Origin of the sequence: Actinophytocola xinjiangensis (assembly GCF_001921215.1) — a bacterium.
Taxonomy (GTDB): domain Bacteria; phylum Actinomycetota; class Actinomycetes; order Mycobacteriales; family Pseudonocardiaceae; genus Actinophytocola; species Actinophytocola xinjiangensis.
Window position 1 is genome coordinate 942,478 of sequence record NZ_MSIF01000001.1, and the last position, 25,003, is coordinate 967,480.

General features: G+C 71.8%; 20 protein-coding genes. 11 read left to right on the forward strand and 9 right to left on the reverse strand.

Annotated elements, in window-relative coordinates:
- The first annotated feature begins 58 nt into the window (after positions 1–58).
- Both BLA60_RS04195 and BLA60_RS04200 read left to right on the forward strand, forming a co-directional pair.
- The gene (locus BLA60_RS04195; RefSeq protein WP_084734607.1) at positions 59–1,402 is read left to right on the forward strand and encodes an MFS transporter; all 1,344 of its coding nucleotides are present in this window, start codon (positions 59–61) and stop codon (positions 1,400–1,402) included.
- A 129-nt stretch (positions 1,403–1,531) separates the two neighbouring features.
- Positions 1,532–2,722, forward strand: coding sequence for a DUF5685 family protein (locus BLA60_RS04200; protein WP_075131522.1), 1,191 nt, complete (start codon positions 1,532–1,534; stop codon positions 2,720–2,722).
- Between the two features lie 77 nt (positions 2,723–2,799).
- Here the strand turns inward: BLA60_RS04200 and BLA60_RS04205 are convergent, their stop codons facing one another.
- Positions 2,800–3,216 carry a nucleoside deaminase gene (locus tag BLA60_RS04205; RefSeq protein ID WP_075131285.1) on the reverse strand — a complete coding sequence of 139 codons (417 nt, stop codon included), beginning with the start codon at positions 3,214–3,216 and terminating at the stop codon, positions 2,800–2,802.
- Entirely contained in the window at positions 3,213–4,055 is an 843-nt protein-coding gene (locus BLA60_RS04210; protein ID WP_075131286.1) for an LLM class flavin-dependent oxidoreductase, read from the reverse strand. Before BLA60_RS04210 ends, BLA60_RS04205 begins: the two co-directional genes overlap by 4 nt.
- A gap of 93 nt (positions 4,056–4,148) precedes the next feature.
- Between BLA60_RS04210 and BLA60_RS04215 the strand changes: the two genes are divergently transcribed.
- Positions 4,149–4,613 carry an Lrp/AsnC family transcriptional regulator gene (locus BLA60_RS04215; protein WP_075131287.1) on the forward strand — a complete coding sequence of 155 codons (465 nt, stop codon included), beginning with the start codon at positions 4,149–4,151 and terminating at the stop codon, positions 4,611–4,613.
- Positions 4,614–4,633: 20 nt separating this feature from the next.
- On the opposite strand, the gene BLA60_RS04220 is transcribed toward BLA60_RS04215, so the two are convergent.
- A complete protein-coding gene (locus BLA60_RS04220; protein WP_075131288.1) occupies positions 4,634–5,011 on the reverse strand; it encodes a VOC family protein in 378 nt (125 codons plus the stop codon).
- A gap of 2 nt (positions 5,012–5,013) precedes the next feature.
- Positions 5,014–5,421: a nuclear transport factor 2 family protein gene (locus tag BLA60_RS04225; RefSeq protein ID WP_075131289.1), complete on the reverse strand. Its 408-nt coding sequence runs from the start codon at positions 5,419–5,421 to the stop codon at positions 5,014–5,016.
- A 102-nt stretch (positions 5,422–5,523) separates the two neighbouring features.
- Between BLA60_RS04225 and BLA60_RS04230 the strand changes: the two genes are divergently transcribed.
- Positions 5,524–6,156 carry a TetR/AcrR family transcriptional regulator gene (locus tag BLA60_RS04230; protein ID WP_075131290.1) on the forward strand — a complete coding sequence of 211 codons (633 nt, stop codon included), beginning with the start codon at positions 5,524–5,526 and terminating at the stop codon, positions 6,154–6,156.
- Between the two features lie 89 nt (positions 6,157–6,245).
- On the opposite strand, the gene BLA60_RS04235 is transcribed toward BLA60_RS04230, so the two are convergent.
- Positions 6,246–10,502 (reverse strand): S8 family serine peptidase, encoded by a 4,257-nt coding sequence (locus BLA60_RS04235; protein ID WP_162292894.1) that lies wholly within the window; start codon positions 10,500–10,502, stop codon positions 6,246–6,248.
- 11 nt (positions 10,503–10,513) lie between these two features.
- Complete coding sequence (locus tag BLA60_RS04240; protein WP_075131292.1) at positions 10,514–14,281, reverse strand: S8 family serine peptidase; 3,768 nt, start codon at positions 14,279–14,281, stop codon at positions 10,514–10,516.
- Positions 14,282–14,639: 358 nt separating this feature from the next.
- Between BLA60_RS04240 and BLA60_RS04245 the strand changes: the two genes are divergently transcribed.
- On the forward strand, positions 14,640–15,842 hold the full coding sequence (locus BLA60_RS04245; RefSeq protein ID WP_075131293.1) for a cytochrome P450: 1,203 nt from the start codon (positions 14,640–14,642) through the stop codon (positions 15,840–15,842).
- A 90-nt stretch (positions 15,843–15,932) separates the two neighbouring features.
- Here BLA60_RS04245 and BLA60_RS04250 read toward each other — a convergent pair whose 3' ends face one another.
- The 3 genes from BLA60_RS04250 to BLA60_RS04260 are packed head-to-tail and all read right to left on the reverse strand — an operon-like array spanning position 15,933 to position 19,695.
- A complete protein-coding gene (locus BLA60_RS04250; RefSeq protein WP_075131294.1) occupies positions 15,933–18,182 on the reverse strand; it encodes a xanthine dehydrogenase family protein molybdopterin-binding subunit in 2,250 nt (749 codons plus the stop codon).
- The gene (locus tag BLA60_RS04255) at positions 18,179–19,156 is read right to left on the reverse strand and encodes an FAD binding domain-containing protein (RefSeq protein ID WP_075131295.1); all 978 of its coding nucleotides are present in this window, start codon (positions 19,154–19,156) and stop codon (positions 18,179–18,181) included. The genes BLA60_RS04250 and BLA60_RS04255 overlap by 4 nt, the downstream gene beginning before the upstream one ends.
- The gene (locus BLA60_RS04260; protein ID WP_425427037.1) at positions 19,156–19,695 is read right to left on the reverse strand and encodes a (2Fe-2S)-binding protein; all 540 of its coding nucleotides are present in this window, start codon (positions 19,693–19,695) and stop codon (positions 19,156–19,158) included. Before BLA60_RS04260 ends, BLA60_RS04255 begins: the two co-directional genes overlap by 1 nt.
- Before the next feature lie 193 nt (positions 19,696–19,888).
- Between BLA60_RS04260 and BLA60_RS04265 the strand changes: the two genes are divergently transcribed.
- From BLA60_RS04265 to BLA60_RS04290, 6 genes are read left to right on the forward strand one after another with little or no spacing between them, the layout of a single operon-like run.
- Positions 19,889–21,214 (forward strand): hypothetical protein, encoded by a 1,326-nt coding sequence (locus BLA60_RS04265; protein WP_075131297.1) that lies wholly within the window; start codon positions 19,889–19,891, stop codon positions 21,212–21,214.
- Entirely contained in the window at positions 21,211–21,603 is a 393-nt protein-coding gene (locus BLA60_RS04270; RefSeq protein ID WP_075131298.1) for a hypothetical protein, read from the forward strand. Before BLA60_RS04265 ends, BLA60_RS04270 begins: the two co-directional genes overlap by 4 nt.
- The gene (locus BLA60_RS04275; RefSeq protein WP_075131299.1) at positions 21,600–22,664 is read left to right on the forward strand and encodes a hypothetical protein; all 1,065 of its coding nucleotides are present in this window, start codon (positions 21,600–21,602) and stop codon (positions 22,662–22,664) included. The genes BLA60_RS04270 and BLA60_RS04275 overlap by 4 nt, the downstream gene beginning before the upstream one ends.
- Positions 22,661–23,209, forward strand: a complete 549-nt coding sequence (locus BLA60_RS44155) for a hypothetical protein (RefSeq protein ID WP_075131300.1) — start codon at positions 22,661–22,663, stop codon at positions 23,207–23,209. The genes BLA60_RS04275 and BLA60_RS44155 overlap by 4 nt, the downstream gene beginning before the upstream one ends.
- Positions 23,176–24,321, forward strand: a complete 1,146-nt coding sequence (locus tag BLA60_RS04285; RefSeq protein ID WP_075131301.1) for a sensor histidine kinase — start codon at positions 23,176–23,178, stop codon at positions 24,319–24,321. The genes BLA60_RS44155 and BLA60_RS04285 overlap by 34 nt, the downstream gene beginning before the upstream one ends.
- Positions 24,318–24,986 (forward strand): response regulator, encoded by a 669-nt coding sequence (locus BLA60_RS04290; RefSeq protein WP_075131302.1) that lies wholly within the window; start codon positions 24,318–24,320, stop codon positions 24,984–24,986. The genes BLA60_RS04285 and BLA60_RS04290 overlap by 4 nt, the downstream gene beginning before the upstream one ends.
- Positions 24,987–25,003 lie beyond the last annotated feature (17 nt).

The window sequence follows — 25,003 nt, forward strand, 5'->3', positions numbered from 1 at the left end:
ACCTGACCCGGCCCAGCCTCCGGGAACCGTCCACCCGTATTTCCCTGGAACGAGCGGCATGACCTCGGTAACTTTCGGTGCGGCGCACCGTGATCAGAACCTGGGGGGCCTGACCATGTCCACCGCCGAGGACGAGCGTGCACCCGGCACGCTGGGACTGCTGAGGGCGAACAGGTCGTTGCGCGCGTTGTTCACCGCGCGGGTGGTGTCCTACGCGGGCGACTCGCTCAGCCTGGTCGCGCTCATGCTGTACGTGGCGAGCACGACCGGGCAGGGCCTGGCTGTCGCGCTGCTGCTGCTCGTTGGCGATTTCGTCCCGTCGCTGCTCGGCCCTGTCACCGGCGCCATCAGCGACCGGTTCGACCTGCGCCGCGTGATGATCGTCTGCGAGGTCGTGCAGGGCGGGCTGATGCTCGCCATCGCGCTTGCCCTGCCGCCGTTGCCGCTGCTGCTGGTCCTGGTGGGCGTGCGCGGTGTCGCGGGCCAGGTGTTCAAGCCCGCTTCCCGCTCGGCCATCCCGGCCATGGTGGGGGAGCGTGACCTGGAGACCGCGAACTCCGCGATCGGCTTCGGCTCCCACTGTGCCGAGGCGTTCGGTCCGCTGGCGGCCGCCGCGTTGCTGCCGTTCATCGGCATCCAGGGCGTGCTGCTGGTCGACGCGGGGACGTTCCTGTTCTCCGCGGTGGTGCTGCTGGCCCTCGCGCCGCTGCCCCCGGCGACCGAACCGGGAACCGGGCCGGGTGGCCTGCTCGCCATGGCGAAGGTGGGTCTGGGCTACATCCTGCGCACCAGGGCGGTGCGGATCATTTCGCTGGGTTTCTGCGCCGTGGTGATGTTCAACGGCGTGGACGACGTGGCGTTGGTGTTGCTGGCCAAGGACACCTTGCGGTCCGGGGACTCCTCGGTGGGTCTGCTGCTGGGTGCGGTCGGCATCGGCCTGCTGGTCGGGTATGCGCTGCTGACCCGCTACGGCGCCAGGTTGGCCATGCCAACACTGCTGGTGGGCGGGTTCCTGGTGTCCAGTGCGGGCAACTTCCTGACCGGTCTGGCCTGGTCGGTGACCGCGGCCTTCGTCGTGCAGGCGGTACGTGGTCTGGGGATCGCCGGCATGGACGTCGCCTCGTCGACCATGCTGGCGCGGATGGTGCCCGCTGGCATGCTCGGCAGGGTGTTCGGCAACCTGTACGGCGCGATCGGCGTCGCGGCCGCGGCGTCCTACGTCGGCGGCGGTCTGCTGCTGGACGCGACCAACGCTCCGGTCACGCTGATGATCGCCGGTGGTGGCGGTGTGCTGTTCACGTTGCTGGTGGCGTTCTCGCTACCCAGGGCGCTGCGCGGGCACATCGACCCGAAGCCCCAGCCTGATGCGGGAGCCGGGCCGTCCCCGGAAAAGCCCGCCTGACACACAAAACCGGACTTCCTGGACTCTTCCGGCGCGGCCCACCGGGTTGGTGCGTTCCTGTCCGGCGGTCGCCGCGACGTCGCTACCCTGACACCCGGTCAGCGACGGTCAGATGTGGGGGAGTGGCGGTTGTTCGGGATCATCCGGCCGTGCCAGCACCGGTTGTCACCGCGGTTACGGGAGTCGTGGTTGGCACACCTGTGCGGCCTGTGTCTTGCCCTGCGTGACGACCACGGCCAGTTCGCCCGCGCGGTGACCAACTACGACGGTCTCGTCCTCTCGGCGCTGAGCGAGGCGCAGTCCGCACACGTCAGCGGCCGGCGGACGGCGGGGCCGTGCCCCTTGCGCGGCATGCGGGCCGCCACCGTCGCCCACGGCGCCGCGCCGCGTCTGGCGGCGGCTGTGTCGCTGGTGCTGGCGTCGGCGAAGGTCAGTGACCACGTCGATGACCGCGACGGCGCGTTCGGCAGGCAACCGGTCGCCGGCGTGGCGCGCCGGGTGGCCACGCGATGGGCCCGGCAGGGTGCCGCCACCGGCGAGAGCGTCGGGCTCGACACGGCCGTGCTGCTGGACTCGGTGCTCCGGCAGACCGTGGTGGAGTCGACTGTGGACAGTGGGAGTTCGGTGCTGATGGCCACCGAGCCGACCGAGACGGCGACCGCCGAGGCGTTCGCGCACACGGCGGTGCTCGCCGGACGGCCCGGCAACACTGGCCCACTGCGTGAGGCGGGCCGGTTGTTCGGCCGGGTCGCGCACCTGGTGGACGCGGTCGAGGACCTGGCGCAGGACGAGCGACGCGGCGTGTGGAACCCCATCCGGGCGACCGGCACCGACCTCGGCGAGGTCCGGCGGCTGTGCGAGGACGCGGTCACCGGGGTCCGGTTGGCGCTGCGGGACGTGACGTTCACCGACCGGTCACTGGTGCACGCCCTGCTGGTGCACGAACTGGAACACGCGGTGAAGCACGCGTTCGGCGACGCCCACGGACATCAGCGGCCGCAGGGCCCGCCGCCGCCGGGGTCGCACCAGCCACCGTCCCCGGGCTGGCCCCCGCCACCCCCGGGCGGTCCCCCCAGGCCTGACGGGCCGAGGTGGGGCAGGCGACGCGGCACGCTCGCCGGGTGTGGCATGGCGACACTGATGTGCTGCTCCTGCCAGTACTGCTGCGCAGGCGAGTTCCACGATCCGTGGACCGGGGAGCCGAAGGAGGGCTGGTGCCGCAACTGCGACTGCTGTGATCCCTCCGGCTGCTGCGACTGCTGTGACTGCTGCGGCGACGACGGCGGTTGTTGCGGCTGTGACTGCTCGTGCGACTGCTGATACCCGGTTGGTTGCCCAGGCCCTGACTCAGCGAGGGTCGGCGGGCCGACACGCCCCGTCGCCTGCCACCGATCAGGTCACGGGTAGTAACCCTCGACGGGGATCTTCGCCTCCTCGTACAGATGAGGGCCGTCGGTCGGCACCGCGGGGAAGTCGCCCGCGGTACGCAGCTCGCCGAGTTGCTCGCCCGACAGGGCGAAGACGACCTGCCCGATCCCGGACCGGGCCAGCGCGCCCGCGCACATGCCGCACGGTTCGCAGCTGGTGTACATGGTGGTGCTCGCCGCCGTCGCCTGGTCCAGGTTCCGCGCCGCCCAGCGGGCCACCTTCAGTTCGGGGTGCGCGCTGATGTCGTCGTCGGTGAGGGTGGTGTTGCGTTCCTCGACCAGCACCGAGCCGTCCGGACCGGCGAGCAGCGACCCGAACGGCGGGTTGCCGGCGGCGCGTGCCTCGGCGGCCAGCGCGATCGCCCGCCGCAGGTGTTCCGGGTTCAACGGATCTCCTTCTCTCGCAACGTTTCTCGCACCGCGGCCAGCATGCGCCACGCCGTGTGCGGGTGCCGTGTCTCCTCGGGGTCTCCCGCGTACGGGTCGAGCACGACGGCCTGGGCGCCGTCCGCACGGAGCTGTTCGAGGTCGCGGACTACCTGGTCGAGCGTGCCCTCGCCGAGTCGCCTGTCCTCCACGGGCTCATCGGTCAGCCGCAACAGGATGCGGGGCGCCAGGGCAGGCACCGGGCGGTCCTCGGCGGCGGCGATCCCCGTCAACCGGGCCAGGGACTCCCGCCAGCTGTCGGGGGTCTGGCGCAGTGGGTGCCAGGCGTCGCCGAGGTGGACCACGCGCCGCAGCGCGCGGTCGCTGTGCCCGCCGATCCAGATCGGGATGTCCCCGCTGCGGTAGCCCTCGTCCTGCCAGGCCTCGCGGACGGTCGTGATCAGCTCGTCGGTCAGCGCGCCACGGCGGTGGAACGGGACCCCGAGCGCCTCGAACTCCTGGCGGGCCCAGCCGACGCCAACGCCGAGCACGAGCCTGCCGCCGCTGAGGTCGTTCAGGTTCGCGGCCATCCTGGCGACGAGCAGCGGGTGCCGGTAGGGCGCGATCAGCACGGTCGTGCCGAGCGTGATCCGTTCGGTGACCCCGGCGAGCCAGGACAGCGTGGTGAACGGGTCGTAGAAGGGCGCCGGGTACTGCGCGGCCACGTCGGAGGTGATCGCCACATGGTCGGACACCATGAGCAGGTCGAACCCGAGGCCTTCCGCCGTCCGTGCCCAGTCGCGCAGCACGGCGGGACGGGTGCCTGGTCCGAAGTTGGGGACGTTCACGCCGATCAACACGTGCCCAACACTATGCCGGCGAGCGTCACGAAAGAAGAGACTGTCCACGGCGTCACGCGGTTCTCGCCGTGGATCTCCCGGTAAACTGGGGGAATGACCGAGAGTCTCGACCCGACCGACTGGGCCATCCTCGCCGAGCTGCAGACGGACGGCCGCCTGGCGCTCACCGAGCTGGGCCGGCGGGTCAACCTGAGCGCCTCGGCCACGACCGAACGTGTCAGGCGGATGGAGGACGCCGGGATCATCACCGGGTACCGCGCCACCGTCGACCTCGACAAGGTCGGGTTCGGGGTGCTGGCGCTCGTGCGCCTGAAGTACCCCGGCAACCAGCACCAGCCGCTGCACCGGCTGCTCACCGAACGTCCCGAGTTCCTGGAGTGCCTGCGCACCACCGGCGAGGACTGCTACACGGTCAAGGTCGCCGCCACCTCGATGCGGCACCTGGAGCGGATCGTCAACGACCTGACCTCCCTCGGCACCACCACGACCAACCTCGTCTACAGCCAGACCCTCCCGTACCGCGGCATCGGCGGACCACCGCCGGAGGAACCGACCTGACGGCGGCCGGGGTCGGTACCTCAGCCGCCGTACGGTCGGGTGATGATCTCCAGGTTGTGCCCGTTCGGGTCGGTCCAGTACACGCCGCGGCCACCGTCGTTGTGGTTGATCGTGCCCGGCCGGCTGTGGTGCGGGTCGGCCCAGTGGTCGAGCCGGCGTTCGGTGATCCGGCCGAAGATCGCGTCGAACTCGTCCTCGGTGACCAGGAACGCGTAGTGCTGCTGCTGGATCGGCCCGTCGACCTCCATGACGTCGAGCGACACCCCGTTGGCGCACTGGACCACCAGGAACGGTCCGAACTCGGTCGGCTCGGGCAGGCCGAGCACATCGCTGAGGAACTCCGCGGTCTCCGTGCGCGAGCGCGCCGACACGATCGTGTGGTTGAGCTGGACCGGCATCGCTACCCCTCTGTTGTCCTGACGAAGGCCGGCTTCTCGCCTGGTGCGATGAGCGGGCCGCTGAACTGGACGTTGGCGATCACCCACCGGCTGTCCCGGCGCACGGCCACCACCGCGACGCGGAAGGAGCCGCTGGACTCGTGCCCCATCGCGAAGGTCCGCTGTCGCTGGACGGCCTCGACGATCGCGGTGTCGCCGAAGGTCCGCACCCGCTGGTCGGACACGGTGAACTCCTCGTTCCTCAGCCCGTTGCGATGCCGCGCCGCCCACTGCTCACCGTCGAGCACGAAGCCCACCGGTCCGATACCGCGGAAATCCTCGTCGAGGATCTCGCCGTAGGCGTCGACGTCACCCGTTCGTTCCACCTCGGCCCAGCGCTGGACCAACTCGACGACAGCCTGCTCTCCCATGATTCCACTCCCTCGTCCTCGTCGCCACGTTCTTGGTGTGACTCGATGTTTAGAGCCACTCTAAATTTAGAGTCACCCTACGTCAACTGCTAGGCTCGGGTCATGACGGAACTCGGGCTGCGGGAACGGAAGAAGCAGCAGACGCGCTCCCGGATCCGCGACGCGGCCATCCGACTGTTCGCCGAGCGCGGGTTCGACCAGGTGCGGGTGGCCGAGGTGGCCCGCGAGGCGGAGGTGTCGGAGGCGACGGTCTTCAACTACTTCGCCAGCAAGGAGGATCTCGTCCACGACGGCATGGCGGACTTCGCCGACGGGCTCGTCGAGGCGCTGCGCCTCCGACCGGCCGGCGAGTCACTGCTGAGCGCGTTCCGTACCTACGTGTTGCGCCCCCACGGACTCGCCGAGGACGACCGGGCGGTCGCGCGAATCGCGACGGTCGCCCGGATCGTGGGGGACAGCCCGACGCTGCGGGCCCGCGAGCGGCAGGTGTTCGACCGGGCGACCCGGGCGCTGGCCGAGCTGATCGCGACCGAGAACAACACCCGTGCGGACGACGTCGAGTCGTGGGTGATCGCGAACGCGCTGATGGGAGTGAACCGGGCACTGAAGGAACTCGTCCACAGCCAGGCACTGGCGGGCCACAGCGGCAAGCGGATCGCCCAGGACGTGCTCGCCCAGGGCCGGCGAGCCCTGGACATTCTGGACGAGGGCCTGGCCCGCTACCGAACCGTGTGACCCGCGGCCGGGGCCGGCCACCGCACGCGGTCAGCGGGGACCTTCCGGACCCGCCCCACCAACCGCGCGGGTTGGTGGGGCGGGTCAGGTCATGGCCGGGGGAACTGGGTGGTGGCGGAGACCGATCCGGGCGGGTAGCCGCCGGTCGAGACCGTCAGGTCGACGCGGTAGTCGCCGGCCGGCAGGTCGGTGAGGGGAACCTGTCGTTGGGCCCAGTCGACTCCGCCGCCGCGGACCTGCGCCCCCTCGGTGTCGTACACGCGCAGGACGATCTCCTCCGGCTCGCCGGCCAGCCAGCTCAGGCGGGTGAGGTCGTCCAGGGCGTACGTGGCGGGTGGTGTGATACCGACGGTCGTCCCGCTACCGCGCAACGGCGTGCGTGCCATGACACTGAACGGGATCCCGTGGGCGTCGGTGACCGCCCAGGTGACCCCTTCGGGGGACGCGGTCAGTTCGGCCCGGGCCTTTCCGCCGTACCGCAGTCGGCCACGCTTCGAGAAGTCGACGGAACGGGTGTCCGACACCGCCAACCAGGAACGCTCGAAGCCCGCGACGACGTGCAGATGGCGGACCGAGTAGACCCCGGTGGACACCACCAGCCGCCCGGCGGGGAAGGCGAAACCGACGCCGTCCACCTCGGAATGACGGAGGTAGGTCCACGTTTCGTGGTTCTCGGAGACCTGGTCCACCGACAGGTCGGCCTCGGTCACCGAACCCCGGCCGAGGGAAACGGACACATCCCGCTCCACCCGCACCCGCTTGACCAGCAAGTATCCGGGCTCCGACCGTGTGGCGGCCCGGGTGACCACCATCGTGTACTCCCCGCTCCCGGTCTGGGTCTCCACGACGGCCACCCCGTCCCGCCCGGTGACGCCACCCGGCCGCGCGCTCCCGTCGTCCACGAACCGAACCGTGGCCCCCGGCAACGGCCGCCCACCGTGCACAGCGGACACGGCTACCCGGACAACGGGCGGGCGAACCCGATACGACACGGCCATATCGCCAACCCGCACGTCATGCCCGCCAACACTCCCGGCCGGCACCACCCACCGAACCTCAGTCGCCGCACCGGAAGCCAGTGACACCGACCGAACCTCCCGCGCCACACCATCGACGGTCAACGGCACGTCGTGCGAACCCTCGACCGCGCCGATGTTCGTCACCCTGGCGCGAACGGTCACCTCGTCACCGGCACGATCGACCGCCAGCTCCGACAGCACGAATCTGGCCGCCCGTTCGGCGGCCGGGAAGCGGTCCACCACGAACGCGTCCATCGTCCGGTTCCCGTCCCCGGCGACCAGATTCGACGCCGAGCTGTGCAACGCGACCATCCGCCCACCGGCCCCCACCACGGGCTCGATCGAGTCGCCGTCGGCTCCGTCCAGCACCAGGCTGGTCGTACCCTCGACCAGATCCCGGACGAACACGTCGGTGGCACCGTTGACATCCCCGTCGACCAGGTTCGGCGCCCCGCTGGAGAAGCCGACATGCCGCCCGTCCGCACTGACCGAACCGCCGACCGAACTTCCGTCGCCGGCCTCTCCCAGTGCCCCGGCCGAGACCAACACCGTCCGACCGTCCCGTCGGTCATGGGCGAACACGTCGTAGGTCCCGTTGGTGTCCCCGGCGGCCAGGTTGGACATCAAACCGTGGAACGCCACCACGTTCCCGTCCTCACTGATCGACGGCGACTGTGCCTCGTGGTCGCCCTGCGTGCCGTCGGAGGCCACCGACACCAGACTCGTCGTCCCGGCGACCAGATCCCGCACGAACACGTCCGTCCACCCGTTCTCGTCCCCGTCGACCAGATTCGTCGCGCCGCTGGCGAAAACCAGGAACCGGCCGTCACCACTCAGGTCAGGCGTCTGCGCGTAACGATCGGACTGACCTCCGGCGCCCAACGAGCCCAGCGCCAGCGTCCCGGCGGCGACGTCGTAGACGAAGACGTCTCCGACCCCGTTGACGTCCCCCGCCACCAGATCACTGGCCCAGCTGCTGAACGCGACGAACCGCCCGTCCGCGCTGACGACCGGATCCGACGACATCCCGTTCGGGGTGGCGCCCGCCGGGGTCTGGGAAAGCCGCACGGTCGAACCGGTCTCCCGGTCGTGCAGGAAGACATCGCCCGACGTCCCGGAATCCCCGGCGACGAGGTTGCTCGCGCTGCTCTCGAACGCCACGAACCGCCCGTCGCCACTGACCGACGGGTTCGACGAGAACCTGTCGCCCTGCGTGCCGTCCGACGCGACCGACACCAGACCGGTGACCCCGGTCCGGCGGTCCCGGACGAACACGTCCTGCTGCCCGTTGACGTCGCCGGCGACGATGTTGCCCGCGTAGGAGTCGAACGCCACGAACCGCCCGTCGGCGCTCATGTCCGGCCTACCGGACGAACTGTCCGAGTCCTCACCCGACACCCCGACCGACGTCCGCTCAACCAGGGCCGGTGACCGCAGTTCGACAGCGACGGCCGCGGTTCGACGATCGGTGACGGTGACCGAAACCGGGTCACTGCCGGGCAGGCCGGCCGACGACACCAGCATCACGTGCCTGCCCGGCGGCACCCGGTCCACCTGGTACCGCCCGTCCTGCCCGGTCACCACGCGCGGCCCACCGAGCACCGTCACGGTCGCGCCCGGGACCCCACGGCCGTCGAAGGTCACCGTGCCCGAGATCGCGCCGGCCGCCGTCCCGGCCAGTCGGACATCCGCCTCGCCGACGCCGTCGGCCGGGACCGTGACCCGCACGCTCCTGTCCTCGTACGTGCTGGCGGACACCGTGAGCGTGTGCCTGCCGGCCGACAGCGGCAGCCGGTAGCGTCCGCGTTCGTCGGTGGTCGTGACCTGTCCGGTCGCGGCGTTGGACACCGACGCGCCCGGTACCCCGCGCCCGCCGGAGGTCACCGTGCCGGAGGCCGCGCTGGCGCCGGCGACCGCCCGCACCGCCGCGAAACCGTCGATCCGGCCGGCGCCGATCCGCTCGTTGGGCCGCGCGGCGCCGTGGGCCTCGGTGAACACCGCGGTGTCCCGCAGCGCCGCCATGGCGTCCTCCACGGTCAACCCCGGCACCGCCGAACGCATCAACGCCACCACTCCGGTGACGTGCGGTGTGGCCATCGACGTGCCGGACCTCGTCTCGTACCCCCCGCCGGGCGCGGCCGACAGCACCGCGTCCCCGGGCGCGGTCACGTCCGGCTTGACGTAGGACTCCGGCCAGTCGGCCGGCGCCCCGGACCACGACCGGCGCGACACCACCCCGCCGCACGACCACCACGGCACCGTCTCGTCCCGCCCGGTCGCGCCCACGCCGAACGCGTCGAAGACGTTGCCCGGGCTGGTGGTCCCACCCGGCTCGCACTCGTTGCCGATGGAGAAGGAGGGAAACGCCCCGCTGGCCCGGATCGCCCTGGCGACGTCCACGGTCTCCGGCAGGTATCCCCGCACCCCGATCGACATGTTCACCACGTTCGCGGGCGCCCCGGCCGGCGTGCCGTCCCAGGTGAAGGGAGCGATCGACCACTGCATGCCGCCGAGCACCTGCGCCCACGTGCCCTCCCCGCCGGGCAGCACCTGGGCGTGCATGAGCCGCGCACCTGGCGCGACCCCGATGGCGGTCCCCGACGACGCCCCACCGACGATCGTGCCGGACACGTGCGTGCCGTGGCCGTCGTCGTCACTCGGCCTGGTACGACCGGGATTCCCGTTGCCGTCGAACCAGATCCACCCGCCAGGGTAGGTCGGGTCGGCCGGGTCGTCGGTGACCATCCGCCCGGCGAGGTCCGGGTGCCGCATGTCGACGCCGGTGTCCAGCACCGCGACCCGCACCCCGGCGCCGTCGACTCCCAGCTCGTCCCACACCCGGTCGGCCCGCACCCGGTCGATGCCCCACGTGTGGTCGCCGACCGTCAGGCCCTCGGCGGCCGCGGTGTCCCGCACGCTGCGCACGGTGCTGTTCAACGCCAGCTCCGCCACGCCCGGAACCCGGGACAGCGCCCCGAGCGCGGTCGCGGCGCCGGTCTCGGGCAGCTCGACCACGAGCGCGTTGGTGATCCACAGCGAGCCTCGGACGTTCACCCCGGCCGGCAGCGCCGCCCGCACGGCCGGCTGGGTCCGCTCGGCGACCCGCTTCAGCTCCGCCACCACCGCGTCGTGATCTCCCGCCAGCGGCGCCAGGTTCGCGGCCTCGTCGAGCACCACGATCGCCGACACCGGCGCGCCGCCCTCGCGCACCGCCTCCGACAACTCCTGGCGGACCAGCACGGTGGCTTCGTCGGGTTCGGCCGCTGCCGGCGTGCCCAGCAGCGGGGCGACCAACACGACCAGCACCCCAGCGACGATCGATCTCATGGCTTTCCCTCTCATGCCGGCCGAACCGACCTCGACGCGACGATCTCGCCCGGCAGGTACCCGCCGGTCACCGCGCGCACCTCGACCCGGTAGTCGCCTCTGACCCGCCCGAGCGCGACGCCGAAGTTTCCGCCGGGCCACCCGAGCCCGGCGCCGTGGACCTGATCGCCTTGGCGGTCGTACACGCGCACCACCACTTCCGTGGCGTGCGGCGCGGTCCCGCCGACCACGGCCGGCAGGTCCTCCAGCGACACCACGGGCAGCGTCGCCAGCGGCCGCAGGTCCGTGCGGGCCAGCAGCGTGAACGGGTTCCCGTGCCCGTCGGTGACCGACCAGGTCCCCGACAGCTGGCCGGCCCTGGTCAGCGAGGCGCTGACCGTCGCCCGCGCCGCACCGCCGTAGGAGCGCGTGTAGGTGCCGGGTGTGGTGAGGTCCGCCCGCGCGATGGCCGACACGCCCCACGTGTCCCGCTCCGGACTGGTCAGCGCGTGCAGGTGCCGTAGCTCGTACCGCCCGGCCGTGGCCACGACGGTGCCGGAACCGAACGGGAACGCCCACGGGCCGGTCAGTTCGCCGCGCAGGTAGGTCCACGCCTGGTGCCCGCCGCCGACGTCGTCCGCGGTGAGGGCGAACACCGACAGCGGTTCGGTTCCCAGGGTCAGCGCCGTGTCCCGCGCGATCCGCAGCTTCTTCGTCAGCAGGTAGGCCCGCGAGTCGGTCCCGGTCGGCGCGCGGCGCACCACCACGGTGTACTCGGCGTCCGCCGCGGTCGTCTCGAACGTGGCCGTGCCGGCGGAGTCCGTGAGACCAGCGGAGGTGAGCCCGCCCTGGCCGACCAGCTCGACGGTGGCGCCGGCGAGCGGACCATCCACCGTGGACGCGGTGAGGCTCACCGTGGGCGCCCGCACCCGGAACGAGCCGGTCAGCGACTCCACCGCCAGCTGGTAGGTGCCGAGCTCCTGCCTGGCGATCGTCCAGGTCACCGTGGTCGACTCGCCGGCGGCCAGGTGCAGCGGCTGTCCCGGTTCGGCGACCCCGTCGACGGAGAGCACCGCGGTGTGGTCACCGGCCCGCGCGCCGATGTTGGTCCACGTGACGCTCGCCGTGACCGGTTGCCCGGCGAGGGCCGTGTCCGCGTCGACGCGCAGGTTCGATGGCACGAACCTCGCCCGGTCCGGATCCGGGGCCCGCCCGGCCCAGGTGAGCGCGTTGCGGAACACCGTGCCGGCGTCCTCGGTCCAGTTCTTCGGCGAGGTGTAGGTCGACGCGCCGTGCATCGACAGCAGCACGTGCCGGTTGTTCGGCCGCTCCTGAACGCCGATGCCCCGCCCGAGCACCCCGGTGTCGGTGCGCGCGGCGTCGGCGATCGTGGTCCGGCCCTCGCCGGTGTAGCCGTCGAACCAGGCGTGGTCGGTGTAGAAGCTGGTGTTGTCGAACACGATGTCCTCGCCGACCGCGAAACCCTCCACCACCGGGTGCGGCGCCGTGACCCGGTAGGCCAGCGCGGGCACCGACGGGTCCGAGTCGCGGCCGCGGGTCGCCGGGTTGTGCAGGTACTCGTTCAACAACGCGATCCCGTTGCCGCTGGTCTGCCACGTGTCGAGGAAGACCACGCCGATCCCGGCCGCGTCGGTGGCCGCCAGGAACTCGGCGAACCGCGCGGCGCCGGGGGAGCCGGGCCGGTTCACCACGATCGCGTCATACCTGGTGACGTCCGCGTCCCAGCGGATCGCCTCGTTGGGGATGCCGTGCGCGTCGAGGTAGGCGCCGATGGTGGCCGGGTAGGAGCTGGGGACCGACCCGAGCACGCCGACCACCGGCGGCGGCACGGGGATCGTGAGGTCCACGGTGGCGACCGCGCCGCCGTCGACGGTGACGCGGACCGGCTCGGGCGCCGGGTAGCCGGGCAGGCTGGCGGTGAGGTCGTAGCCACCGGCCGGCACGGCGGGGAACCGGAAGGTGCCGTCGGTTCCGGTCGTCGTGCGCAGGGGGGTGTCGTCGAGTTCGACGGTCACGCCGGGCACCCCGTGCCCGGACGCCGCGAACACGACCGTGCCGGACACCTCGCCCACCGGCGCCACCCGCAGCGCCACGTCGTGCCGGGCGAAGGACTCCGCCGTGACCTCGACGTCGGCGGTGACGGTGGTGTAGCCGAAGTTCGCGACGACGATCTCGTGCGTGCCGGGAGCGGCGCGCAGGCGGTAGCCGCCGTCGGGGCCGGTCGTGGTCGTGGTGCCGGCGGTGCGGTCGGCCACGGTGAGGCCGGCGAGCGGCGCGCCGGTCGCGGCGTTGGTGACGGTTCCGGTGACGCCGCTGCCGAACGCCACCGGCGCGACCGCGCGGTAGGCGTTGATCCGGCCGTGGCCGTAGCGGGTGTTCGGCCGCTGCTCGCCGTACCGGTCGTCGAAGAAACTGCTGTCTCGCAGCACCTCCAGCACCTGCGCGGGGGTCAGCTCCGGCGCGGCCTGGCGCAGCAGCGCCACCGTGCCGGCCACGTGCGGCGAGGCCATCGACGTTCCGGTGGCCTCGCCGTACAACCCGCCCGGCACGGTCGAGAGCACGTCGGTGCCCGGTGCGGACACGTCCGGCGTGATCCAGGTTTCTGGCCAGTCGGCCGGCGGAGCGGCGAACGCGGACTTCTGCGCGACACCGCCGCTCGAACTGTCGTTGACGTCGTCGGTGACCGTCGTGTTGCCGACCGCGATGTTGTCGAAGATGTTGCCGGGACTGCCGTGGCAGCCGTCGCCGCAGTTGCCGCTGGACGCGACGACGACCGTGCCGGCGAGGTAGGCGTTGCGCGAGGGCGTCACCAGTTCCTCGGCGTAGCCGCCGTACTGGGGCCCGAGCGACATGTTGATCACGTCGGCCGGTTCGCCCGCCGGGGCGCCCTGGTTGTCGAACGGCGCCAGCGCCCACTGCATGCCGGCGGCGACCTGGCTGAACGTGCCTTCCCCTCCGGCGAGCACCAGTCCGTGCATCATCGTCGCGCCGGGGGCGACGCCGATCCGCACGCCGCTGGCCGCGCCGCCGTGGATCGTGCCGGAGACGTGGGTGCCGTGGTCGGCCGAGTCGTGGGGGAGGGTGGCGAGCGGGTTGCCGTTCTGGTCGAACTCGATCCAGCCACCGGGGTGGGTGGGGTCGGCGGGGTCGGTGGTGGCGAGTTTGCCGGCCAGGTCGGGGTGGGTGGCGTCCACCCCGGTGTCCAGGGTGGCCACCCGGACGCCGGTGCCGTCGATGCCGAGTTCGTCGGCGACCCTGGTCGCCTCGATGCGGTCAAGGCCCCACGTCCGGTCCTCGACGGTGGCCCCGGCGGTCGGTCCCTGGTCGGCCTGGCCGTCGTCGACGAGCTTCATCGTGAAGTTGGCGATCACCCGGTCGACGCCGGGGAGCCCGGCGAGCCCGTCGAGGGTCTCCTGGCCGCCGCCGAACTCGACGAGCAGCATGTTCTGCAGCCAGAAGGAGTTGAGCACGGTGGCCGCCGGCAGCCGGCGCAGCGCGCGGAGGACCGTGGCCTGCGTGGTGGCCGCGGTGCGCTTCAGGTCCCCGACGACCCGCGCGTGGCCCGATCCGCGTGGGCTCGTGCTGTCGAGAACGAGCAGTGCCTGGACCGGACCGGTGTGGCGCGCGGTGACCTGGCTGGTGAGCCTGGGGTCGATCTCCGCCCGCTCCGGCGGCGCGGCGTTCGCGACCGCGGGGAGTAGCGCCATGATCACGGACAGGACGGAGGTGAGCACGGCGGTGGCCAACCGCCAGGTCAACAGCCGGGTTTCGCTGCGCACGCGTGGACGCTATGAACACATGGAGTGTGCGCTCAAGATCTATGTGATGTCCGGATCCCGACACTGTCGGGGATACGACATCCCGGCGTTCGCCTCCCGTACCCCCTGCGGACGTGCGCGACCGCCGTCGGCGTCCGCTGCTCGCGGCCTCGTCGGTGAGGCCGGCGAGCGGCATCGACAGCGGCGCCGCGCACCCGCTCACCCGACAGCTCCTGTCGTTCGGCGATTTCGGCACGCCTGGCCGTGGGCCAGATTGTTTCTGGCGATTTCCGCCGGCAGCTGCCAATTCCGTGAATATCCCAGTTGGACTCTTCGGGAAATCGTTGCGGTGTGGGAAAAAAGTCGTAACATGGGATGAATGACCGGTGTCCCCGAGTTCTTGACCGAACGGGCGCCCGCAAGCCCGTTCGACCCAGCGCCGACATTGCGCCCTGACCACGAGGCCGGTCCGTTACGACGGGTCAGGCTGTGGGACGGAAGCACGCCGTGGCTGGTCACCAGCCATGTGCACCAGCGCGCGTTGCTGGCCGATCCGAGAGTCAGCACGCGGATCGACAGCCCTGGTTTCCCCAATTTCGTCGAGGGTTTCAGCGATGCGGGGTTGAGTTTCCTGATGATGGACGACCCCGAGCACAACCGGTTGCGGCGGATGGTGATCTCACCGTTCACCGTCCGGCGGGTGGAGTCGATGCGTGCCAGGGTGCGGGAAATCGTCGACGAGGCGCTCACCACGATGCTCGCCGGCCAGAAACCCGCGGACCTCGTGGAGGGGTTCGCCCTGCCCGTGCCGTCGCTGGTGATCTGTGAGCTGCTCGGCGTGCCCTACGTCGATCACGACTTCTTCCAGTCCAACAGCCGAACGTTCATCCACCGGGAGTCCTCGACCGAGCAGCGGGAGTCGGCCATCACCGCGCTCGCCGGGTATCTGGACGACCTGATCGGTGAGCGGATCGCGAAACCGGGTGAGGATCTGTTGTCCGGCTTGGCCAAACGGGTCAGCTCGGCGGAGCTGACCCGGACGGAGGCGGCCGAGATCGGCGTCCTGATGCTGATCGGCGGGCACGAGACGACCGCCAACATGATCGCCCTCGGCACCCTCGCCCTGCTGCGCGATCCCGAGCAGCTGGCCCTGCTGCGCGACCGCGAGCACCCGGACGACTCGGCGGTGGTCGCCTCGGCCGTGGAGGAGCTGCTGCGCTACCTCTCAATCGTCCACAATGGACGGCGTCGCGCGGCGGTGGCGGACATCGAGATCGCCGGGCGGACCATTCGGGCGGGCGAGGGCATCATCCTGGTCCACGAGGTCGGCAACCGGGACCCGGAGGTGTTCGCCGACCCCGAGCGTCTCGACCTGCGGCGTGACGCCCACGGTCACCTCGCTTTCGGGTTCGGGGTGCACCAGTGCATCGGCCAGCCGCTGGCCCGGCTGGAGCTGCAGGTGGTGTTCGCCACGCTGTTCCGCCGGATCCCCACCCTCGCCCTGGCCACCGAACTCGACCGGATCCCGTTCAAGCACGACGGTTTCATCTACGGGGTCTACGAACTGCCCGTCACGTGGTGAACCCGGCCACGCCGCCTGCCGGAATTCCGTCGAAGGACCCGGCACGGCTGCGTGAACGGGCGGCTGACCAACCTTTCCCGGGCACCGACGTCATGCCTGGCCGGTGGGTGTCGTCAACAGTTTCTCCGGGGTGATGGGGAGGTCGCGGACCCGGATTCCGGTGGCGTGGTGAACGGCGTTGGCCACGGCGGCGGCGGAGCCGACGGTGCCGAGTTCGCCGAGCCCTCGGGCGCCCAACGGGGAGAAGTTCGTGTCGGGATGGTCGAGGAACACCACGTCGACGTCGGGGACGTCGGCGTTGACCGGGACGAGGTAGTCGGCGAAGTTGGCGTTGGCGATCCGACCGGTGTCCGGCTCGACGTGGGCCGACTCGAACAGGGCCGGGCCGATGCCCCAGACGACGCCGCCGACGATCTGGTTGCGGGCGGTTTTCTCGTTGACGATCGTGCCCGCGTCCACGACCGTGGTCATCCTGGACACGCGTATCTCGCCGGTGAGCCGGTGCACCCGGACCTCGCAGAAGTGTGCGGCGTGGGAGGCGAACGCGTAGGACGGCGGCGTGACCGGGCCGCTGGTCGTCGTGGCGCCGACGTCGGTGCCGCCGGTCGTCGTGAGCAGGTCGCCGAAGCCGATCGTCGTGGCGCCGTCGGTGAGGTCGCCGGCCGTGTACCGCACGCCGTCGCGGCCGTGCAGGGGCGAGCGGGGCTCGGTGACCGCGTGGTTGATCAGTTCCTCGACGGCGTCGGCGGCCGCGTCGCGGACCACCGGGGCGACGGTCGCCGTTGCCGCGGAGCCCTGGGCGCCGTAGACGGCGTCCGGACCGACGGGGAGCCGGGAGTCGCCGATCAGCGGTCTGATCCGGTCCACCGGGATGCCGAGGCTGTCGGTGCCCATGATGGCCAGGACGGTCCGCATCCCGGTCCCCAGGTCGGCGGTAGAGGTGGCGACGGCCGCGGTGCCGTCGGGCCGGAACGACACCCGGACGGCGGTGAAGGCCCGTGAGGCGTTGAGCACGGCGCCGGCCATGCCCGTCCCGACGAGCCAGCCGCCGGTGGCGAGGGTCGAGCGGGGGGCCGGGTTCCGCGTGTCCCAGCCGAACCGTCGTGCGCCGAGCCGGTAGCACTCGATGAGGTGTTTGTTCGAGTACGGCAGCCGCGTGGCGGGATCTGGGGACAGGGTGTGGGTGAGGTGGTTCCTGGTCCGCAGCTCGATCGGGTCGAGGCCGAGTTCGATCGCCAGCTCGTCCATCGCGCACTCGATGGCGAACGAGCCCGTCTCCTCGCCCGGCGCGCGCAGGATGGTGGTGGTCGGAACATTCAGTCCGGTCGTGACCCGCAGGCTGACGTGCAGGTTCTCGGTGGCGTAGGCCTTCATCGTCAGACGGGTGCCGGGGTCCTCACCGATCGCCTGCGTGACCGACAGGTGCCGGATCGCGTTGAGCGTGCCGTCCGCGCTCGACCCGAGGGTCACCGTCTGGTGCGCCGCGGACCGGTGCCCGGTCGTGGTGTGCAGCTGTTCCCGGGTGGGCACGACCTTGACCGGTCGGCCCAGTCTTCTGGCGGCCGCGGCGGCCAGGTACGTCGGGCCCCAGGTGAAGGCCTTCCCGCCGAAGCCGCCGCCCACGTGCGGGTTGACGACGTGCACGTGGTCGGCCGGCACGGCGAAGGCCTGGGCCAACTCGATGGCGTGGGCGGCCGGGGCCTGGGTGGTGCTGTGGATGGTGAGCCGGTCACCGTCCCAGGTGGCCACCGCGGCGTGTGGCTCCAGTGCGTTGTGGTGGCGTGCCGGGTGGGTGTACGTGGCGGTGACCGTGACCGGGCTCGCGGCGAGCGCGGCGTCGATGGACGGCACACCGTCGGCGAGGATGGTGATCGGCAGGCCCATCGGCAGCGGGGTCGGCTCCGGCACGACGGCGTCGTCGACGTTGTCGCGGAACGAGGCGTTCGCCGGTCGACGCTCGTAGTCCACTGTGATCAGTGCGGCGGCGTCGCGGGCCTGCTCGGGGGTTTCGGCGATGACGAGCCCGACGATCTGGCCGTGGTAGCGCACCTCGTGGTCGCTGAGCGGGCGTCGGGTCTCGCTGAAGTAGAAGGCCACGCCGGGCGGCACGCCGTGCAGTGGCAGGGGGTTGTCCGGGGTGTAGATCTCCAGCACACCGGTGTGGTCGCGCGCCGCGCCGGTGTCCATCGACCGGATGGTGCCGTTGCCGATCGTGGCGAGGACGAGGTGGCCGTGCACGAGTCCGGTAGGGCTCTCGTCGCCGGCGTACCTCGCCGCACCGGTGACCTTGTCGGGGCCGTCGACCCGGTTGAGCGTGCTGCCGATGGGGGAGTTGGTCATGGTCGACCTGCCAGGGTGAGGAGTGCTCGGACGATGGTGCGGCGGAGGAGTTCGGGTTTGAACCCGTTGTGCGACAGCGGTGTCGCGTCGTCGGCGGCGTGGGTGACGGCGGCTTTGACGGTGTCGGCCCGCAGCGGTCGGCTCCTGAGCGCGTCCTCCACGGCGGGCAGCCGCCACGGTTTCGTGCCGACCCCGCCCGCGGCGAGGCGCACGTCGGCGATGGTGTCGCCCCGCAGGTCGACCGCCGCGGCCACCGACGTCAGCGCGAACTCGTAGGGCCGGCGGTCGCGGACCTTGACATAGGTGGAGCGGCGAGCCCAGCTCAGCGGTGGCACGGTGACCCCGGCGAGGAGTTCGCCGGGCCGCAACCGGTTCTCCAGATGGGGTGTGTCGCCTGGGAGGAGGTAGAAGTCGGCGAGCCGGACGGCGCGTTCGCCGGCGCGGTCGCGGAGCAGCACCGAGGCGTCGAGGGCGACCAGCGCCACGGCCAGATCGCTGGGATGAGTGGCCACACAGGACTCACTGGTGCCCAGGACCGCGTGCGCCCGGTTGTAGCCGGTGATCGCGGCGCAGCCGCTGCCCGGCGTGCGTTTGTTGCACGCCGTGGCGGGATCGCGGAAGTAGCCGCACCGGGTGCGCTGCAACACGTTGCCGCCGATGCTGGCCATGTTCCGCAGCTGTGGTGACGCGCTGTGCAGCAGCGCCTGGGAGATCACCGGATAGCGGGCGGTGACCAGGCGGTGGGCGGCGACGTCGCTCATCCGGGCCAGCGCCCCGACATGCAGTCCGGTGTGGTCGTGGCGGATGTCCCGCAGAGGCAGGGTGTCGATGTTGAGGACCGCGGCGGGGGACATCACCTCGAGCTTCATCAGGTCGACCAGGGTGGTGCCGCCGGCCAGGTAGGCGCTGTCCGCACCAGCGCCGGCGAGGGCCTCCTCGACCGTGCTGGCACTGGCGTAGGTGAACGGGCGCATCAGCGGCCACCGCCCTGTTTCACCGCGGCGACGATGGTCGGGTAGGCCGCGCAGCGGCAGAGGTTGCCGGACATGAACTCGCGGATCTCCTCGTCCGAACCGGTGTGCCCCTCGCGGACGACGGCCACGGCGGACATGACCTGACCGGGGGTGCAGAAACCGCACTGCAGCGCGTCACAGTCGACGAAGGCCTGTTGCATCGGATGCGGTCGGTCCCCGTCGGCCAGGCCCTCGATGGTGGTGACCGGTCGGTTCGGCACGCTCGCCGCCAGTGTCAGGCAGGACAGGACCCGTCGACCGTCCACGTGAACCGTGCACGCACCGCACTGTCCGCGATCGCACCCCTTCTTGGTCCCGGTCAGCTCCAGCCGCTCGCGCAGCGTGTCCAGCAACGTCGCCCGGGGATCCACCCGCAGCCGGTGCGTTCCCCCGTTCACCCGCAGCGTCACCTCGACCGGGCCGGCGCCGGGCGGGGCCGCCACGGGGGTCGTGGCGCCGGCGGGCACCGCGCCCCCCGCCACCGTCACCGCCGCCGACACGGCCGCCGACCGGGCGAGGAAACCGCGCCGGGACACCTCGGATTCCGTCGAATCTTCCATGGCCAAGACGCTAGGAACTCCCGGGTTCCGCGCACATCTGGCCCGCGCACTAATCGAGCTAGTTCCCTGGAACTAGGCGGGTTAGTGCGCGCGCTCGATGTGCGCGCGGAGCGGACTTCCTAGCGTTCTCGGCGTGCTCACCCGGTTGTTCGCTCCCGTTCTCGTCGCCGTTCTCGTGGCCGCCTCGGTACTGGCGTGGCCTCGATCGGCCTCGGCGCACGGCGTCGGTGACACCACCGAGGTGCGGCTGGCGCAGACGATCGCCGGTACCGAACTGACCGTGGTGATCCGGCAGGTCGTGCGGGTTCCGGGACCGCTGCGGATCGACGTGGTCGCCTACCACCCGGTGCGCGATCTGACGATCGCCGTGCGCGTCGGTCAGGAGTCGGACACCGTCCGCCTCCTGCCCGGTCGGGCCGGCAGCCACCCGCTCGTGCTGGGCGTGGACGAGGTCGGGCCGCACGAACTGCGGCTGCACGCCGGCGGTGAGCTGTCGGTGCTGCCGTTCCGCGTGCTGGTCCCACGCGCGGCACCGTGGGAACGCCTGGTTCACGGCGGTTTCGCCGGTGCGGCGGCCCTGCTGCTCGGCGCGCTGCTGGCAGCGGCCACGGCTCGCCGGGCCCCCGCGGTGCTGCTGGGCGGCGGAGCGGGGGCCGCCATGGTGATGGCCCTGACCGTCGCCCTGCTCTCCGCGCGGTTCCCCCCTGCCCAGCCGGACGGCGCGCTCCCGACCGCGCCGGGGGGTCCGCTGGGGCGTCCCTACGTGCAGGCGAGGATCGCCACCACACCGGCCACGCCGGTCGTGGGCGGACGGTTCACCGTGCGGCTGGACCTGGTCGACGGCTCGACCGGGCGACCCGTCGACGATCTGGTCCTGCACCACGCCGCACTGGCCCATCTGGTGGTGACCAGCCCCGACGGCGAGTTCTTCCGGCACGTGCACCCGACGCGGACCGTGGCGGGGCGGCTGGCCGTCGGGCTGACGGTCGACCGGCCAGGCCGCTACCTGGTGTCCGCCGAGGTCGAGCGGGTCGAGTCGGGCGGCCAGTTGGTGTCCGGCGAGTTCACCGTCACCGGCCCGCCTCTCCCGCGACAGCTCCGGGACGAGGCCGTCCCCGCCACGGTGCGGCTCGGAAGTCCGGTCGCCGGCCGGCCGACCACCATCGAGCTCGACGCCGGCCGCGACGACCTGCAGCGCTGGCTCGGGATGGCCGGCCACCTGATCGTGCGCGACGAGGAAGGCGGTTTCCTCGGTCACGTCCACGAAGCGGGCTCGATGGCGACGGATCCGGGCCGGCAGGAGGCGGACGAGACCGTCGCCGACCACGGGCCGACGCTGCGGTTCACCTTCACCTTCCCGGAACCGGGTCGCTACCTCGCGTGGGCGCAGTACGTCCGGGACTACCGGATCGTCACCGTGCCGTTCGTCGTCACCGTCGGGACGGAGGACGCGCGATGAGACGGTCGGTCACCGCGCTGGCCGTGCTCGTGGCCGCCGGATGCGCGGCGGGCGCGGGGCCGGAACGACTCACCGGCGACGGGGAGCACTACTCGCTCACCGTCACGCTCAGCAGCGCGAGTACCGGCGTCGTCGACGCCGAGATCCACGTCGAGAACGGGCCGGCCGAGACGGTGTCGCTCTCGGCCGCGATGCCCCACATGGGCCACGCCATGCCGGAGATCTCCGCGCGGCCACAGGGATCGGGGCGCTTCCTCGCCCACGGCGAGCTGTTCGCCATGACCGGCGTGTGGGAGCTCGCGATCCGGGTCGAGGGGGAGACCGGCGGCGACACCGTCACCGAGACCATCACCGTCCGGGTACCGGTCGGGGAACAGGAGACATCATGACCACCACCCAGTCCACCGCCGCCCGCCCACGGCGGGAGGTGATCGGCGCTTGGGTGCTGCTGGCTGGCTACGTCACCCTGCTGTGCGGCCTGATGTGGGACGCGCAGTGGCACAACGACGTCGGACCGGACAACTTCTTCACCGCGCCGCACCTGCTGCTGTACTCCGGAACCACGATGATGGGTCTCGCCTGCCTGACGGTGGTCCTGCTCACCACCCGGAGTGCGCCTGACCGCCCGGCGGTGACCGTGTTCGGGTTCTTCCGCGCGCCCCTGCCGTTCCTCGTCGGTGGCATCGGAGCGTCCGGGAACCTGGCCTACGGGGCGGCCGACCTGTGGTGGCACGACGTCTACGGCTTCGACATCGCGCTGGGCACCACCCCGTCGCACGTCGGGCTGGTGCTGTCCATCTTCCTCGAACTGGTGGGCGTGGTGATGGCGTTCGCGGCGTCGGTGCGCACCCGTTCCGAGAGATGGGGGTTCGTCGCGGCGTGCGCGGTCGCCGCCATGGGCTCGACCCAGCTGGCCAGCTCGTTGTCCGAGCCGGTGTCCGCGATCGTGCCGAGCGTGGCGCCGAGCGCACTGATCATCGGCGCGGAGGGCGCGCTGATCCTCGGTCTGGCCGCCGGGGTGCTGCGCAGTTCCCGCTGGCTGGTCGCGAGCGGACTGGTCTTCGTCGCCCTGCAGGGCTTCCTTGTCCTGTTCTCGCCGGCCGCCACCCGTTGGTACGCCGACGCGATCGGGCAGCCGATGCGCGACTACGCCACCAACCTGTCCCCGGCCCTGCTCCTGCCGGTGACCTTCCCGGTCGCCGCCCTGCTCGCCGCCGGTGCGGTGCGCTACGCCCGCCGGCGACCCGTGCACCGGCAGCACGTGATGGCGGTGCTCGGCGGGCTGGTCAGTGTGACCATGTCGGTCCTGTACCTCGTCGTGGCGGCGGCGGACGCGAACGTGGTCGTCACGCTGGTGGCGACCGCCGTGCTCGGCGCCGTGACCGGCTGGGCGGGATGGCGGCTGGCCGGCTCCGTCGGCGCCGCGCGGCTCGCGGAGGGAGCGGCATGAGGCGCGCACTGGTGGTTGCCGTCCTGCTGACGCTGGTCGGCGCGGTCCCGGCCACGGCGGCGCCGGACCCGGTGGACGTCGTGCACAGCGAGACCGTCGCGCTCGGGGCCTCGACGCTGACCGTGTCGTTCGACCACTGGCCGATACAGTCGAGTCGTTCGATGGACTTCCTGTTCGAACCCGCCGGCGGGATCGGGGACCGCAGCGGCCTGCTGCGGGTGATCGCGCCCTCCGGCGAGGTCGGGATCCGGGCCATCGGCCTGGAGAGGCGGGGCGATGACATCGTGTTGCCCCGGCATCCACGGGACCGGGACCGGTGGGGCCTGGACGTGGTGGCGCTGCCGGAGGAGGGGATGTGGCGATTCGAGTTCACCGTGGACGGTCCGGACGGCCGGCGGACCGGTGTCCTGCCGCTGGAGGTCGGCCCGGCACCGGGGCCGCCGCTGGCGCTGAGCTGGACGCTGGCGATGGGGCCGTGGGTGGTCGGGGCGGCCCTGCTGGTGACGTTCGGTTGGCTTCGCCGCACCCGGCGGCGGAGTGGCTGAGCGACGGTCTGCTCGTCCTGCTCCCGTGCCTGGTCGCCTGGGTGGTCACCGTTGCCGGCGGCGCCTCCGGGACGGACTGGCGGCTGTTCGCGCTGGCGTTCGCGCAGTCACTCGCCCTGGCGTGCTGCCGGCGGTTCCCGTTGGCCGTGCTGGTCGTGGTCACCGGCATCGAACTGGTGCTCGCGGTCTCCGGCCAGCCGATCTTCGTCGCGGTCGTGGTGGCCGTGTCCGGTCTGGGAGCCAGGGGCACGGCACGACAGCAGCGGATCGGCGTCGCGTTCGGACTCGGTGTGCTGGTGCTGATCCTGCTGCGCGGCCTGCTCACCAAGGACACCAACCTGCTCGTCGACGGGCTGGCGTTCGTCGTCGTCACGGTGATCTTCCTCGGGTTCTGGCTGATCGGCCGGCTCGGCGCGGGCCAACGCCGGCGGATCCGTGACCTGCACACCTACACCCGCCACCTCGAGGCCGAACGTGAGCTGGCCGCCGAACGGGAACGCGCGTTGCTGGCCAGGGAACTCCACGACATCCTCAACCACTCGGTCACCGCGATGGTGCTGGATGCCGACGCGGCCGTCGACAGCGGTGACAGCGCCGACGCGCGGGCCACGCTGCGGCGGGTGGCGGCGACCGGCCGGGACTCGCTGTCCGAGTTGCGCCGCCTCCTCGGCGTGTTGCGCAAGGCGCCGCCGGGCGCCGACCACGACCCGCTGGTCGTGCCTCCTCGGCTGGCGCAGCTCGACGACCTGGTCGCGTCGCTGCCCGAGGGTGGGCCACGGGTCCGGTTGGAGCGCCACGGCGACGTGCGGGTGCTCGCCGCCAGCAGCGAACTGGCCGCCTACCGGGTCGTGCAGGAGTCGCTGACGAACGTGGCCAAGCACGCCGGCCAGGTCGACGTGGCGGTGTCGTTGACCTACTCGCCGGAAGGCCTGGCCGTGCGCGTCGTCAACGCCCCCGGTCCCGGGACGTCGGCCGCCAGGGACTCCGGGGGACTGGGTCTGGTCGGCATGCGGGAACGCGTCGAGCTCGTCGGCGGGACGTTCGAGGCGGGCCGGTGCCCGGACGGCGGCTTCGCGCTGACCGCGTTCCTGCCGGCGCGGAGCACCTCGTGAGCCAGGTCCGGGTCGTGGTGTGCGACGACGAGCAACTGCTCCGCGAGGCCCTGACCAAGCTCGTCAACGCCGCCCCGGACCTGCGTGTCGTCGCGGCGGCGGCCAACGGGCAACAGGCGGTGTCGGCCGTCGACGAGCACCGGCCCGACGTGGTGCTGCTGGACATCCGGATGCCGGTGATGGACGGGATCGAGGCCACCCGTCGGATCGTCGCCCGCACGTCCGCGCAGCGGCGGACCAGGGTGCTGATCCTCACCACCTACGACCTGGACAGTTATGTGCACGCCGCGCTGCAGGCCGGTGCGAGCGGGTTCCTGCTCAAGGATGCGCCGAGTGAACGGTTGCGGGACGGCATTCGCGTCGTCGCCGCCGGGCAGGCGGTGCTCGCGCCCGAGGCGACGAGCCGGATGATCGAGTCGTTCCGCGCCGGACTGCCCACCGCCGAGGACCTGGTGCTGCTACGCGCGCTGCGGGCGCTCACCGCCCGCGAACGGGAGATCTGCGAACTCGTCGCGAGTGGACTGTCCAATGACGACATAGCGGACCGGCTCACGATCAGCCGTTACACCGTGAAGGTCCACGTCTCCAGCATTCTGACGAAACTCGGGGTCGCGGACCGCGTCCAGGTCGTCCTCACCTGGTCCCGCCTCGGCAACCATCTGTGAGGCGGGACCAGGTGGAG